Annotated in this window: 11 protein-coding genes; 2 read left to right on the top strand and 9 right to left on the bottom strand. The window is 35.6% G+C overall.

Translation table 11 applies throughout. The annotated features are described in order from the left end of the window. Nucleotides 1-107: 107 nt before the first annotated feature. The 4 genes from HHU12_RS18385 to tamL all read right to left on the bottom strand — a co-directional run bounded on the left by HHU12_RS18385 (nt 108) and on the right by tamL (nt 7,899). Nucleotides 108-2,885, bottom strand: coding sequence for a bifunctional aconitate hydratase 2/2-methylisocitrate dehydratase (locus tag HHU12_RS18385; RefSeq protein ID WP_169658198.1), 2,778 nt, complete (start codon nt 2,883-2,885; stop codon nt 108-110). Nucleotides 2,886-3,386: 501 nt separating this feature from the next. Further along, nucleotides 3,387-4,796, bottom strand: coding sequence for a 23S rRNA (uracil(1939)-C(5))-methyltransferase RlmD (gene rlmD / locus HHU12_RS18390; protein WP_169658199.1), 1,410 nt, complete (start codon nt 4,794-4,796; stop codon nt 3,387-3,389). Nucleotides 4,797-4,811: 15 nt separating this feature from the next. Beyond that, a complete protein-coding gene (folK, locus tag HHU12_RS18395) occupies nt 4,812-5,306 on the bottom strand; it encodes a 2-amino-4-hydroxy-6-hydroxymethyldihydropteridine diphosphokinase (RefSeq protein WP_169658200.1) in 495 nt (164 codons plus the stop codon). Between the two features lie 37 nt (nt 5,307-5,343). Continuing rightward, nucleotides 5,344-7,899 (bottom strand): translocation and assembly module lipoprotein TamL, encoded by a 2,556-nt coding sequence (gene tamL / locus HHU12_RS18400; RefSeq protein ID WP_169658201.1) that lies wholly within the window; start codon nt 7,897-7,899, stop codon nt 5,344-5,346. Nucleotides 7,900-8,224: 325 nt separating this feature from the next. Here tamL and HHU12_RS18405 point away from each other — a divergent pair, with 325 nt between their 5' ends. Further along, complete coding sequence (locus HHU12_RS18405) at nt 8,225-9,223, top strand: M48 family metallopeptidase (RefSeq protein WP_169658202.1); 999 nt, start codon at nt 8,225-8,227, stop codon at nt 9,221-9,223. Nucleotides 9,224-9,304: 81 nt separating this feature from the next. Here the strand turns inward: HHU12_RS18405 and HHU12_RS18410 are convergent, their stop codons facing one another. Further along, entirely contained in the window at nt 9,305-10,330 is a 1,026-nt protein-coding gene (locus HHU12_RS18410; RefSeq protein WP_169658203.1) for a rod shape-determining protein, read from the bottom strand. Nucleotides 10,331-10,591: 261 nt separating this feature from the next. Between HHU12_RS18410 and HHU12_RS18415 the strand changes: the two genes are divergently transcribed. After that, nucleotides 10,592-11,938, top strand: a complete 1,347-nt coding sequence (locus tag HHU12_RS18415) for a hypothetical protein (protein ID WP_169658204.1) — start codon at nt 10,592-10,594, stop codon at nt 11,936-11,938. A gap of 61 nt (nt 11,939-11,999) precedes the next feature. Here HHU12_RS18415 and HHU12_RS18420 read toward each other — a convergent pair whose 3' ends face one another. The 4 genes from HHU12_RS18420 to HHU12_RS18435 all read right to left on the bottom strand — a co-directional run bounded on the left by HHU12_RS18420 (nt 12,000) and on the right by HHU12_RS18435 (nt 14,610). Further along, nucleotides 12,000-12,380: a DUF1987 domain-containing protein gene (locus HHU12_RS18420; protein ID WP_169658205.1), complete on the bottom strand. Its 381-nt coding sequence runs from the start codon at nt 12,378-12,380 to the stop codon at nt 12,000-12,002. A gap of 12 nt (nt 12,381-12,392) precedes the next feature. Continuing rightward, on the bottom strand, nt 12,393-12,971 hold the full coding sequence (locus HHU12_RS18425; protein WP_169658206.1) for a SiaB family protein kinase: 579 nt from the start codon (nt 12,969-12,971) through the stop codon (nt 12,393-12,395). Nucleotides 12,972-13,079: 108 nt separating this feature from the next. Further along, nucleotides 13,080-13,925, bottom strand: a complete 846-nt coding sequence (locus HHU12_RS18430; RefSeq protein ID WP_169658207.1) for a CvfB family protein — start codon at nt 13,923-13,925, stop codon at nt 13,080-13,082. Next, a complete protein-coding gene (locus HHU12_RS18435; protein ID WP_169658208.1) occupies nt 13,918-14,610 on the bottom strand; it encodes a pseudouridine synthase in 693 nt (230 codons plus the stop codon). The genes HHU12_RS18430 and HHU12_RS18435 overlap by 8 nt, the downstream gene beginning before the upstream one ends. Between the last annotated feature and the right edge of the window lie 146 nt (nt 14,611-14,756).

Below are 14,756 nucleotides of genomic sequence, written 5' to 3' on the forward strand. Positions count from 1 at the left end.
TTAAATTCTATAAAAAAATCCCGGTAAAAGAGCAATTTCTTTCACCGGGATTAATATTTAAATCAGTAATCAGATAATGATTACTGTCTTTTTCTATTATGCTAGAATTATGAAGTCAACAACTTAGAAGAAGGTTTGAACTTCGTTAAGTTGATACCTTTTACAGCTGCTTGGTACTCAGCTAAATCAGGAGTTCTACCTAAAATAGTTGAAAGTACTACCACTGGCGTAGAAGATAATAATGACTCCCCTTTCTTCTCAGAAGAATCTTTTACAACTCTACCTTGGAATAAACGAGTTGAAGTTGCCATTACTGTATCACCTGGCTCTGCTTTCTCTTGGTTACCCATACAAAGGTTACATCCAGGACGCTCTAAGTAAAGCATGTTCTCATACTTTGTACGAGCCGCACCTTTTGGAGCTTCATCATCAAATTCAAAACCAGAGTACTTTTGAAGTACTTCCCAGTCTCCTTCAGCTTTTAACTCATCTACAATGTTGTATGTAGGAGGAGCTACTACTAGAGGAGCTTTGAATTCAACTTTACCGTGTAACTCTTCAATGTTTTTCAACATTTGAGCAAGGATCTTCATATCACCTTTGTGAACCATACAAGAACCGATAAAACCTAAGTCTACTTGTCTGTCTCCACCGTAGAAAGAAAGAGGTCTGATTGTATCGTGCGTATAACGCTTCGATACGTCCTCGTTGTATACATCAGGGTCAGCGATCATTGGCTCAGCAATCTCATCAAGGTTCACTTCAACTTCAGCAAAGTACTTCGCGTCAGCATCTGGAGTCAATGGAGGTTTAACACCTGTCTTCACTTCCTCGATTCTCTTGTTCGCTTTATCGATCAATCCTTGAAGCACTCCTTTCTCGTTGTCCATACCCTTCTCAATCATGATCTGGATTCTAGACTTCGCAATCTCCAATGATTCTACTAATGTCTCATCTTCTGAAATACAAATCGATGCTTTCGCTTTCATCTCTGCAGTCCAGTCAGTGAAAGTAAACGCTTGGTCAGCCGTTAAAGTACCAATGTGTACTTCAATTACTCTACCTTGGAATACGTTATCACCACCAAATTGCTTCAACATTTGTTGTTGTGTAGCGTGAACTACATCACGGAAGTCCATGTAAGGCTTCATTTCACCTTTGAAAGTCACCTTTACAGACTCAGGAATTGGCATAGTTGCCTCACCTGTTGCCAAAGCTAATGCTACTGTACCTGAGTCGGCACCAAAAGCAACACCTTTTGACATTCTTGTATGTGAATCACCACCGATGATGATATCCCAATCAGAAACAGTAATGTCATTCAATACTTTATGAATAACGTCTGTCATTGAGTGGTAAACATGTTTAGGGTCACGAGCAGTGATCAAACCGAAGTCGTTCATGAATTTCATCAACTTAGGAATGTTTGCTTGTGCTTTCTTATCCCAAACAGAGGCAGTATGACAACCTGATTGATAAGCACCATCAACAATTGGAGAAATAACTGTAGCAGCCATTGACTCTAATTCTTGAGAGGTCATCAAACCAGTAGTATCTTGAGAACCAACAATGTTCACTTCTACACGAACATCTGAACCTGAGTGTAAAGTAACACCTGGAGTAGTTCCTACCGCGTTTTTATTAAAGATCTTTTCAACAGCTGTTAAACCTTGACCATCAACAGAGATTTCCTTAGATGGTGCAAATACTACTGGAGCCTCAACTCCTAAAGTTTTCGCCGCGAAAGATTGTAATTTCTTACCAAATACAACTGCATAAGAACCACCTGCTTTGATAAACTCTACTTTTTGTGGAGTTAATGAAGCTGAGATGTCAATTAATTCTTGATCACCGTTGTATAATTTTTTAGTCTTAGTGTTGATTGTTAGTACCGTACCAGTTTCTACTGAGTATGCGTGCTCTAAAACTGGCTCGCCTTCAGCATCTAATACTGTGTTTCCATCAGCATCTTTTTTCTTCACCCAGTTTTGAAGGTCAATACCGATACCACCCGTTACTCCTACTGTAGTTAAGAAGATTGGTGAAATACCGTTTGTACCAGCAATAATTGGAGCGATATTTACAAATGGAACATATGGGCTACCAGGGATACCTGTCCATAATGCCACGTTGTTTACACCTGACATTCTTGAAGAACCTACACCCATTGTACCTTTTTCAGCAATTAACATCACACGCTTGTCAGGGTGTTGTTCTTTTAATGCTGAAAGTGCCGCTTGTTGTTCTTTGTTGTGTTCGAAGATACATTGTCCGTGTAATTCACGATCTGATCTTGAGTGAGCGTCAGCACCAGGAGAAAGTAAATCTGTAGAGATATCACCTGTTCCTGCAATAAACGTTACGATTTTGATTTCTTCATCCACTTCAGGAAGTTTAGTGAAGAATTCAGCGTTAGCATAGCTTTCTAAGATATCTTTAGCGATAGCATTACCTTCTTTGAAAGCAACCTCTAAACGCTCCATATCTGCTTCATATAAGAAAACTTGTGTTTTCAATACTTTTGAAGCTTCTTCAGCAATCTTAGCGTCAGTACCTAAAGCAAGGTCTAAAAGTACTTCAATAGAAGGACCACCTTTCATGTGTGACAATTGCTCAAATGCAAACTCAGAAGAAATCTCAGCTACAGTTGCTTCTCCAAGAATAATCTCTTTTAAAAACTTCGCTTTTACACCTGCCGCACTCGTAGTACCAGGTAATGTGTTGTAAATAAAAAAGTTAAGAGAACCTTCACGGTGTTCGTTTCCAGTGTCTTTGATTTGTTCAATTACTTCAGAAAGCAACTCTGCATCATCGATCGGTTTCGGGTGAAGTCCTTGTGCTTTTCTCTCTTCAATTTCCTTGAGGTATTCGTTATATCTGCTCATAAAAATTCTCTTTGTGGTGTAAAAGGTAGTTTATAAGTTTGTTTAATGTATATAAGTAAATATGTATATTACTGATTATTCGATAGATAAATACTTTTATCTGCTGTTTCGCACTGCAAAAATACAAATAAAATTTAATATTTTATCGCTTAACCTATTTATAATAGGATATCACACCATTTAATATCCTACTCTTACTCTAGAATTCCGCCCAAAATCATATTAATAAATTATTACAATTTTGAAGCAGTATTCATTTATAGAAGACCTTCACAATCTTTAGAAAATGATAATTAAAATTGATTTTCGAGTTTGTTCAAGTGTTCTATTAAGTATTACTACGTAAATTTACGTAAAAAATATACTAATTCAAACCAAAAGAATAGTCGCATTACATTTCTTACACCTATTCATTGATATTAATTCAAATTTAGTAATAAACTCTTTTAATTTTTATTAAAAACAAAAAAGAGAAGCTTTTTTCAAACTTCTCTTCCTTATTTATTTTAATTCTAAAGCTACAACGTTCTCCACGTGGTAGGTATGAGGGAACATATCCACCGGCATGACCTTCGTTACTTTATACTTTTCATCTAATAGAGCTAAATCCCTTGCTTGAGTAGCTGGATTACAGCTGATATAAACGATTCTTTTCGGAGCTACTTTTAAAATTTGAGCTACTACTTTTTCGTCCATCCCTGCCCTTGGAGGATCAGTGATAATTACATCAGGCTCTCCATGTTTCTTGATAAATGAAGGCACCAAGATATCTTTCATATCACCTGCAAAGAATTTACAGTTATCGATACCATTCAAATCTGTATTTACTTTCGCATCCTTAATGGCATCCTTCACATACTCAATACCAATTACCTCTTTTGCTTTTTTAGAAACAAACTGAGCAATAGTACCTGTACCCGTGTAAAGGTCATATACTTTTTCCTCACCTGTCAGTTCTGCAAAATCTCGGGCTACTTTATATAAATTGTAAGCTTGTTTTGAGTTCGTTTGGTAGAATGACTTTGGTCCTACTCTAAAACGCAAGCCTTCCATTTCTTCCTCAATGTAAGGTAAACCATGGTAAGTGATTACATCTAGATCATGGTAGCTATCATTCCTCTTACCATTAATCACATAAAGTAATGATGTGATTTCAGGGAACTGCTCTTTGATATGGTCTAAAAGTGCGTTACGCTTTTCTTCATCATCTTTAAAGAACAATAACATCACCATAATATCTCCTGTTGAAGACGTTCTGATCACCATATTTCTTAAGAAACCGTCCTCTTCTTTCTGATCATAAACAGTATAATCATTCTTCACGATAAAGTCATACACTGATTTTCTGATATCATCAGATGGTTTATTTTGAAGATAACAGTTGTTCAAGTGAAGAATTTTATTCCACATCCCTGGCAAATGAAGCCCAACACCTCTTCGTTCAATACCCTCAGCATTTTCTTCCATTTCCTCTTTCGTCAACCAACGGTTACCTGTAAAGGTAAATTCCATTTTGTTACGGTATTCAAAAGTTTCGTCTGAAGCAAAAATTGGTGTAATTTCAGGAAGTTCCACTTTACCAATTCTTGACAATTGATCCACTACTTGCTTTTGCTTATAGTGTAACTGCCATTTGTAATCCAACATTTGCCACTTACATCCTCCGCAAGTACCAAAATGCTCACAAAACGGCTCAATTCTTTGATCAGAATATTCATGGAATTGAATAGGACGCGCCTCCATATAGGCTCTTCTCTTCTTTGTCACTTGAAGGTCACAAACATCGCCTGTCACAGCACCTGTTACAAAAACAGTCATATTGTCTTCTGTTTTTGCAATTGCTTTTCCTTCACTTCCAACATCAATGATATTGACGTTTTCTAAAACTATATTTTTTTTTCTTCTTGCCATTATCTAAAGATAAACCTATTTAATCAACAGCTTTTTTACTGTAAGCGGATCTTTACAGTGCAAAAGTATATCACTTAAGGATTGATTTAAAACTGGATGAACAAAGTTTGGTAATATTTCTGTTAATGGTTCTAATGTGAACCTTCTTTCCTGTATAAAAGGGTGAGGCACTTTTAAATTTTCATCTGAAACCACCTCGTTTTCAATAAACAATATATCAACATCAATGATTCTCGCCCCCCACTTTTCTTTCCTTACTCTACCTAACTTTTGCTCAATATTTTGAGTTGCATATAATAAGTCCTGTGGAACTAATGTTGATTTACAAACTAAGACTTGATTGTAATAGCTTGGCTGATCTTCTTTTCCCCATGCTGCCGTTTCATAAAAATGCGAAAGGCTTACCACTTCTCCCACATCCTTACCGATTTCAATAACAGCTTGTCGGAGTGTTTCCTCTTTATTACCAAGATTAGCCCCCAATAAAAGGACAATATTCTTTTCTAACATTTACTCTTTTTAAAATTTCGCACAAAAATAAGAATAATTAGAAAGGATATCCTATACCAATGTTAAATTCAGTAGTTCCTTTACCAAGAAAATCATACCCTGCCACAAAACGATCACCTTCTCTCCTTGCAGGATCAAAAATTTTAGTACCAACATCCAAACGAATCAGCAAGAAAGAAAAATCAATTCTTGCTCCTAAACCAGCTCCAATTCCAAATTCTTTCCAGAAACGGGTCACATCAAAATTACCTCCCGGACGTGTATTGTCTTCTTCCAAGAGCCAAACATTAGTAGCATCAATAAAAAATGCCCACTGGAAAAGTTTTGTTATTTTATATCTCCACTCCACATTGAACTCCATGATGATATCACCGGGCTGTTCAAAACTGTAGTTAAAAGTACCATTTTCATTTTGAGGCGGTGTATATGAACCTGGTCCCAATCGTCTTGGTCTCCAAGCTCTATTACTGTTACCTCCGCCTGAGAAGAAATACTTTTCATAGGGCAACGCTCCCACTTCTCCATAAGACTTGGCTACTCCCATATGAATTCTTGAGGCAAAAAAGTGTTTTTTCTTACTGCCAATTGGCGTCACTTTTCTGTAATCATAATAGACTTTAAAGAATTTATAATAACGCAATCCATAAATGGCTCCAGGCTCACTTCCCGACCATTGGTTTACTAAATCAAGTATATTACCTCCCACTTCACCAAATAGTTTCATATAAGAAGCTTTTGATGAACTTGTCATATAATCTCCTCTCATTCTCGACATGCTCAAGTGGGTACTTGATACGAATGAGTTATCAAATGAATAATGTAATGTATTACCTTGTTCAGCCAATTGTTGTAGACGAACTCTAAAATCATTACTCAAAAATGGTGTTCTCACTACGTTCAAATCCGCTAAAGACAACTCAAATAAATCTTCTTTACGGTTTCTCCAATCATAACCAAAAAGGCCTTTCAGATTTAAACGAGTATACTCTGGTCGGCTTACGTAAGAAACATCTGCAAGAATCTTTGTTTTGGCATTTCTGATATAATACGATTCGTTCACCCTATTATAAAAAGGAATTAAAGGTCTTGGAATATTCAAGATAGTACTGAATCCATATTCCGTACCATTATAAATCTCATTACTGCTCTCCGAAACACTGGCTTGTGCCTCCAAAGAAAAACGCCCTCTAAACTCCAAAGACTCCGCACCTCTAAAAATGTTACGCGATTTAAGTGAAACACTGGCAAAAGGACCTGGCAAGGACCTGCTCACATTCAGGCCTGTTTCAAATGCATATTGATATTTGTCAAATGAGCTTGGATAGATAAACACATTCAGTGAATCCTTTCCTGTTTTCACATATTCTATATTCACGAACTTGAAGGCATCCATCTGACTTAAAAAACGCCTTGTATCATTAGAAAGCATTTCATTGAAAGGCGTACTTTCTTTTAAAGCTAGCTTGCCGTCTAGAATTTTAGGTTTGTATTTTTTGGCGTGCTGTATGTAAGTCACATCTTCATATTCTACGGTATCCGAAAGAACCGGATCAGTAGGGTCAGTTTCAAAAGTAATATCATTGATGTAATACCTTGTATGTCGCTCACCTGTTTTTGGTGAATCAACTTTAATCAAGATATCCACTTGACCATGCACATTGTTGGTGTCTACCTCATAATGTATATAGTTAGATGCAAAATCAAAGTAACCACTGTTTTTTAAAACCTTTGCTAGTCTATTTCTTTCTAACTGCAAACTATTTTCAGAATATGGGCCATTTTCCTGAAGGAAACTCTTCTTACTGTAAGTGAGCAATTCATTGTAAATGCTATAACTAGGTGTTTTGTATTTTACAGAATGTACTTTCCATTGTTTCCCTTCATTGATAATGTATTTTTCAGTAATCAGAGGGTAGTTATTATAAATTACAGTATCCACTTCTAAATCAACAGAAGCGTTTAAAAAACCCTTCGCATGCAATGTTCTTTCAAGCAGTTTTTGATTATTCTGAGATTCTTCTAAATCAAAATAGGCAGGAGGTTCACCCGCCGAACGCATCCACCAGTTTCCTTTCTCTACTCTCTCCGCTATCTTTTCAGTCTTACTGATTGATTTTGATTTGATTTTACGCAGTTTTCTAATTCCACGAACAGAATCTTTGACTGCTTGCTTTTCAGCTTTTCTCAAATCTTTATAGACTAAATACACTTCCTCTTGATACAAGCTGTCTAAATGTTCTCTGTTATTGAGTACATCGTCTTTCCATTCTTCTTCCATCGCTTTAATGACTTCATCGTAATATTCTGTCATGTCAGCGTATTTTATACTGTCTTTTTGATAGTTTCTTTTGTAAAATTTTTCTCCTCTCATGTAAAAGTAGAGAGGCAACCGGATATCTGTTTTCAGGAAAGATCTATTTGGTTTTAAACGGATATATGAATCTAGTGTAGATTTATCAACAGCTTTTGCTCCTTCAATATTCTGATCAACCAAAAGGCTTCGATCCTGCTCCAAATTTTTATAAGAAACACAACCTGAAATCAATAAAAGGTTTGAGAAGAAGGTGATAAATATGTATAAGTTATTTCTCAAGTGAGTTATTAATACAGTGGAAAAAATGTACCTTAAGAGATACTGAGTATTTAAACAAGACTATTCAATACTGACCCTTTTTATATTTTTGTAATTACGACTTTACAACTTTCAACAGCACCTCTATCCCTAAGTTTTGATCACTAAAAATAATTAGAGAATTGGACATCAGCTATTTTTGAATTAATACTTATTTTAAAACGTAAATATACCTATTATAAACACTTTTTATACTTATAGTATTGAAATATCATGAACAAATAGGAAAGTTTTAAATTATAAATCATAAATTAGGGAGTAAAAAAGCAACAAGCAAGAATTTAATATGAGCTCAGAAGCACTAAAAGTACACAAAAAAAAGTTCCCCAACATTAATCCGAACTCTTGGGAACATCCGACAGACAAGCTGGCACTGGCTGCGTTACAAAAAATGACTGGTTTTGATACCCTACTCAAATTCATCATAAGCAACACCACTGAAAAGTCATTAAGGCTAATGACACTGGCTTCTTCCGTTCGCGTAAATGAAAATCAATTTCCAAAGGTACACAGATTGCTTCTTGAAGCATGTGCAATCCTTGACGTGAAAGAAATTCCAGAGCTCTACGTATCACAAAGCCCAATTTTAAATGCTGGAGCAATTGGGGTTGACAATCCATTTATCGTGCTTAACTCAAGTATTGTAGATACTCTAAATGAAGAGGAACTACTTACGGTAATCGGACATGAATTAGGACACATCATTTCAGGGCATGTGTTATACCACACACTATTGAGAGTTCTTTTAAGAATCTCGATTGTAGACCTTGGTATTCCATTGGGAAAAACGGTCATTCTTGCCATTATTATGGCTCTAAAAGAATGGGAACGTAAAAGTGAACTTTCAGCAGACCGCGCAGGTTTACTGTCATCACAAAACCCTGAAACTAGTATTCATTTATTGATGAAACTTGCAGGTGGAGGAAATATTGCAGAAATGAATCTCGGTGAGTTTATCAAACAGGCCGAAGAGTATAATCAGCAATCAGGACTTGTAAACACTACTCACAAATTTTTGAATACTATTTTCAAATCTCACCCTTTCCCAGTAACGCGTATTGCAGAATTACTGAAATGGGTACAAAGCGGAGAATATGACAACATTCTGAATGGAGGTTACGACCACTCTCCTAACACTCCTGAGAATGGTAAAACTTTCAACTTCAAAGAAGATTTCAAAGAATATACTGATCCAATTACGGATAAGATGAAAGATGCGAAAGACTTCGTAACTGGAATCTTCAGTGATGAAGAGGAAGATAAAAAAGTCGGAGAAGGCAAATAAGGCATTCTCGGTTTAATGCGGAACGAGAAAAGCCCTGAAACTTAAAAATTTCAGGGCTTTTTTATATTCAATTGGTAATGATTAAGTCATCAATACCGCTTTATAGCTATCCAAGTTTTTCAAGGCTTGACCTGTTCCGCGCACTACGGCTCTCAAAGGATCATCTGCAACGTGTACTGGAAGTTTTGTTTTGATAGAAAGACGCTTGTCTAACCCTCTTAACAACGCTCCTCCACCTGTAAGATGAATACCTCTGTCATAAATATCAGCCGATAATTCTGGAGGCGCTGTTTCCAAAGCTCTTAATACGGCTTCTTCAATTTTAGAAATCGACTTATCAATAGCGTAAGCCACTTCTGAATAAGTTACTGTAATAACTTTAGGAATACCTGTCATAAGGTCTCTACCTCTTACTTCAAAAGGCTCGATCTCCTCATCCAGCTCCGTCAATGCAGACCCTACTTCTACTTTGATTTTTTCAGCAGAACGCTCACCAATCAATAAGTTGTGCTGACGACGCATATAGTCTAGAATATCTCTAGTAAATACATCACCGGCAGTTCTGATAGACTGATCACCAACAATGCCAGAAAGTGCAATGACAGCAATCTCTGTCGTACCACCTCCGATATCTACGATCATACTACCCACAGGTTGTTCGATATCAATGCCAATACCAATAGCTGCTGCAATTGGTTCAGGAATCATATACACCTCTTTCGCTCCAGCGTGTTCTGCAGAGTCACGTACGGCACGTTTTTCCACCTCGGTAATACCAGAAGGAATACAGATTACCATTCGGTGAGAAGGAGTAAAGAATCTTTTACCCTGATTGATCATACGTATCATACCACGTATCATCTGCTCTGCAGCGTGGAAGTCAGCAATAACACCATCACGAAGCGGACGAATAGTTCTGATGTTCTCATGCGTCTTCTCGTGCATTTGCATCGCTTTTGTTCCTACAGCAATGACTTTTCCATTCTGACGGTCTAATGCAATGATTGAAGGTTCATCTACAACTACCTTGTCTTTCTGAATAACGAGTGTGTTGGCAGTACCTAAGTCAATTGCCAGGTCGCTAGAAAAGAAATCAAACAATCCCATATATTTTTATTTCAGTATATTTCTATTATTGGTCCAATAAAAAAGATCACAATCACCTCACTTTAAGATGAAGTTTTGCACAGTTTTAAGGTCAGTTTATCCATTAACTTTGCAAATCTGCAAAAACTACCTCTAAATAGAAAGTAAGAGTACAAATTACATTCGTTTTTTTACATCTGTTTTGTAATTTCTTTATGTATTTTAATTCTATCTCCTTATTATTGGAGGTATTTTAAGAACGAAACGAAAAAATTCATCAGAATGCACATTGAAGAAATCTATCAATTAGAAAAAAGTGACCGCCTAGATCTGGAGGCTCATAATATTACTCCTGAAGCAAGCGATTTTATTTTTTCTCTCAATGAGTTTGAATTCTTTAAATCTATTTATGATCAGGACGAAGATAGTAATTCTTCTCTATTCCCTCCTTTTACGGCTGCAGAAATAAGTCAGATTAAAAATATTCTTGACAATATCGATTTCAGCAAAGGCAAAAGGACTCCTGTTTACAATGCTATTCAAGAAGTCATCCAAAAGCCAGAACAGCTTTCATTTTTTAAAGCTCTGAGCGAAAAACTGGATGAAATTGAAACGGATTGGGAATATGATGATGAAAATCGATGGGAATTAATTGATTCCCTCAAAAACATCAGTGTTCTTTTCATGATGAATGAAATTGAAAGAGACTTCGGCGATGGTGAACTGACTTCCGCTACAACTCTTACGGATAATGAATTTGAATTTTTATCCATCATTCATGAAGATGAAACGAAAAACAAGAAAGAAGTAAAAGTTGGGAATTTAACGTTTAATCTCGCTCAGCTGGATTATGTACGTGAAATCATCACTACCCTTGAATATCCTGAAAACACGCCATTAGACATGGATCAGGAACAGTTTATACTGAATATTCTAGAGAAGTGTTCTCACCTGAATGACGAAGAACCAAACGAGTTTCATACGTTCAGCATTCAAGAACTGTATGAAATTGAATCTTCTAGTTCAAGTTCTAATGAAGACAACTCTATTTTTGCAGACAACAACTTCTCAAAAGCTGAATTAAAGCTATTGGAAGCCATTTTCAACGACAAAACGTTTGTGAAGATTGGAGATTCAAAATACAATAAAAAGCAACTCAACAGCTTAAAACAGGCTTTTTCTGAAGAGATTGAATGGGAAAGCATCAAGAAGTATTTTTCTGAAAGTCAACAAGAATTGATTACTCATATTCTATTAGTTTATGAAAATCAGTTTTTGATTGAAGAAGAAGAAGAAAGTGAAGAAGGTAAAATTGATATTGAGGTTTTCTATTTGATGGATCAGATTGAGAGAAATGAAATGGAAAATATTGGCTCTCCAATTGGAGATTTGATTTTTACAGATCCTCAATATGAATTACTAGAAGCTATTTATAAAAACAAACCTTCGTTTGAGAATCAATTATTGAAAATAAACTTAAAGAGGGACGAGTTAGATAAAGTCGCTAAGATCTTTGATCAATTGCCTTTATACCAATCTGGAAAAATGGTCATTTCACTCCCCAAAAAGGCAAAGGTCTTTGTGGATGATTTAATTAATACAGCTATAGAAAATGATCCTAAGATCTAATATATATATCTTAGATAATTTTGAGCAAAAAGAAAGGAGAGCAATTAAGTCTCTCCTTTTTTTATTCTTCTAAAATATGCATATGGATCGGCAACTTGATCACTTCTTTGAAATCTTCACCAGATTCTTGCATATCTTCATCATCTTCTTCGTAATACCAATTTACTTCAACATCATGTCCACTTGCTTTTAAAAACTCCAATTTTCTAAAAACCTCTACAAGACATTTTGAAGAACTTGTATTAAAATATTCTAACCTCACATCGAATTGTGTTTTCGTCTGTGGCCTAGTGTTATATTCATCCAACCATTCAAACAATGGTCTGTAAAACTCTATTGAATTTTCAGGAATAGATCTACCTGATATTAAAAAATAACCACTCTCATATTCCATTTGTATAAGAGGTGTTTTAGGAGTATCTTTTTTAAGAAAATCTTTCATCTTCTAGTGCGATTATACGGGTACGCTTACTTTGATTGTAAAAAATGAGTTTCTATTATCTTTAGTGACGAAATCATAGTCAAGTTTCTGACCTGATTTACGAGCAATATCAATGATGCCCAAGCCTGCTCCTCCTTGCTCTGAAAAATCACCATTACTGAGAACTTTGCGGTAACGCTTTTTAAGTTCTTCTACAGATAGATTGTTAATAGAATCTATTTTCTCTTTTAAAAATTCTGCGGTCTCAATAGGAACGTAATTGCCTGCTATGATATAGTAGGATTCCTTTCCTTTAGAAAGCAAAAACATGACAATATTGTGAGAGGGATCACTAACAGTAGTGGAATCAACTCCTTCAAAATGATGAAAAATATTTTGAAGTATTTCTACAGCAATCACATTAATTCTACGCTGAAGTTTCATTAACGATTCATGCTCAGACAAAGCATCTTCCACTCTACTTAAAATCTCTCCAAGAATATCGTCATTCATCATGCCTTTAAATGCAAATAGTTCTTCTCCATTCGCACCTCGCATTTTTTGGTATAGTGTATCGACTTCTGAATGCACTTTCAATAGAGTGTTATCCAATTTTTAACTATGTACTCATTTCAATATCAAATATGAAATGTTATAATTATACAATTACTTCATCTTAATTTGATATTCAAAATCTTTCCTTAAAAATAATTACAAAATTTAAATATTTACCAATTTTGTACCCTCATTTGTGAATTCAATCACCCCAATTTTGTATAAATAGCCCAATATCTGCTTGAACTGCTTTTTACTCATCTGGAATTCACGCATAATATCTTTAGGATGGCTCTTGTCATTGAATGGCATCGAACCTCCTTTTTTTCTCATTAATAGTATTAGTTCCTTCCCTTTTCTATCCACATCATCTGATTGATAGCCAGATTTTGATAATGATAAGTCGAGCTTACCGTCGGGGCGTATGGCTGAAACAAAACCTTTTACTTTGCTTCCTTCTTTTAAGGGTTTGAAAACTTTATTTTTGTACAGTAAACCTCTCCATTTTTTATTTACGATACATTCGTACCCAAGTTCAACTTCATGAGCAATGTATAAAAAAACTTCTTGATCAGTGTAAAAAGATGAAGTATCTCTGGATAAATATTTATATAATTTTGTAGAAGCAAAAACCCTTCCCGTTTTCCTATCCAGATCAATATATACTGTATAATACCTCTTTTTTCTTAAAGGTTCCTCTTGTTCTGAAAAAGGCACAAAAAGATCTTTGGATATTCCCCAATCTAAGAATGCTCCCATTTTATTGGTATCACTACAAGGCAGTGTCACAAAATCACCTACAATCCCTTTAGGCTTTTCATGTGTGGCTACCCATCTTCTATCCTGATCTGTATAGATAAATGCTGTAGTCGTCTCTCCTACCTTTAATTCTCCTTTTGCTAATCTAATAGGCATAAAAACGTCACCATCGTCAGTGGCAAAGAAATAACCAAAATCTGTTACTCTTGCTACTTCTAGCTCATTATATACGCCAACGAGTACTTTACTCATAATTTATATCTATTAATTTTAATATCGATTTAAAATCACTTGGTAAATCTGCTTTAATCTCCGTCAACCTTTGTGTTATGGGATGTATAAAACTGTATTTCCAAGCATGCAACCATAATCGGTCTAATTGAAATTTCTCTAGAAACATATTGTTATGACGGTGATCGCCATAGCGCCTGTCTCCTATTATGGGATGATTCTCTCCACGAAGATGAAGACGAATCTGATGTGTTTTCCCTGTATAAGGTCTCGATAAGACTAATGTATATCTTGAGGATTGATAAGGTCCTACTGGAATCGGCAACTCCACTCTTTCCAAAGGTTCAACATAGGTTTTAGCTGACTTGTATACTTTATCGTACCTGTTTTTTATATCTTTTGTCAACATCTTGCTTTCCATCAAGTGTCCTCTGACAACGGAAAGATATTCCTTCTTCACATCTCCACTTTCATTATTCAACTCTTGGAACTGCTGACACATTTCCGAACTAAAAGCAAAGATCAAAACGCCTGATGTAGCTCTATCCAACCGGTGACATGGATATACATACTGTCCCAACTGATCCCTTAACTGATACATCGCAAACTCTCCTTCCCGTCCAGTGAGTTCCGATGGATGCACCATCAAACCTGAAGGTTTATTGACAGCTACAAAATGTTCATCTTGATATAAGATTTCCAACATTTATTAATTTAACCTAAAGAAATTTCAATTATTAAACATATACACCCTACCTTGCGTTATAATAAAGTGTTTATATTTGCAAAAAGACAAATATACGCTTAAGTCTTCAATATTTTCATTATTGGAGCTTTAATACAGAAACATTA

The sequence above is a fragment of the Flammeovirga aprica JL-4 genome (assembly GCF_012844305.1).
Lineage (GTDB): Bacteria > Bacteroidota > Bacteroidia > Cytophagales > Flammeovirgaceae > Flammeovirga > Flammeovirga aprica.

What these genes read in the sequence shown, in the direction of transcription:
- HHU12_RS18385 (WP_169658198.1), bottom strand. Translation starts at nt 2,885, where the DNA reads ATGAGCAGATATAACGAATACCTCAAGGAAATTGAAGAGAGAAAAGCA.
- HHU12_RS18415 (WP_169658204.1), top strand. Translation starts at nt 10,592, where the DNA reads ATGCACATTGAAGAAATCTATCAATTAGAAAAAAGTGACCGCCTAGAT.
- HHU12_RS18405 (WP_169658202.1), top strand. Translation starts at nt 8,225, where the DNA reads ATGAGCTCAGAAGCACTAAAAGTACACAAAAAAAAGTTCCCCAACATT.
- rlmD (WP_169658199.1), bottom strand. Translation starts at nt 4,796, where the DNA reads ATGGCAAGAAGAAAAAAAAATATAGTTTTAGAAAACGTCAATATCATT.
- HHU12_RS18435 (WP_169658208.1), bottom strand. Translation starts at nt 14,610, where the DNA reads ATGTTGGAAATCTTATATCAAGATGAACATTTTGTAGCTGTCAATAAA.
- HHU12_RS18420 (WP_169658205.1), bottom strand. Translation starts at nt 12,380, where the DNA reads ATGAAAGATTTTCTTAAAAAAGATACTCCTAAAACACCTCTTATACAA.
- HHU12_RS18410 (WP_169658203.1), bottom strand. Translation starts at nt 10,330, where the DNA reads ATGGGATTGTTTGATTTCTTTTCTAGCGACCTGGCAATTGACTTAGGT.
- folK (WP_169658200.1), bottom strand. Translation starts at nt 5,306, where the DNA reads ATGTTAGAAAAGAATATTGTCCTTTTATTGGGGGCTAATCTTGGTAAT.
- HHU12_RS18430 (WP_169658207.1), bottom strand. Translation starts at nt 13,925, where the DNA reads ATGAGTAAAGTACTCGTTGGCGTATATAATGAGCTAGAAGTAGCAAGA.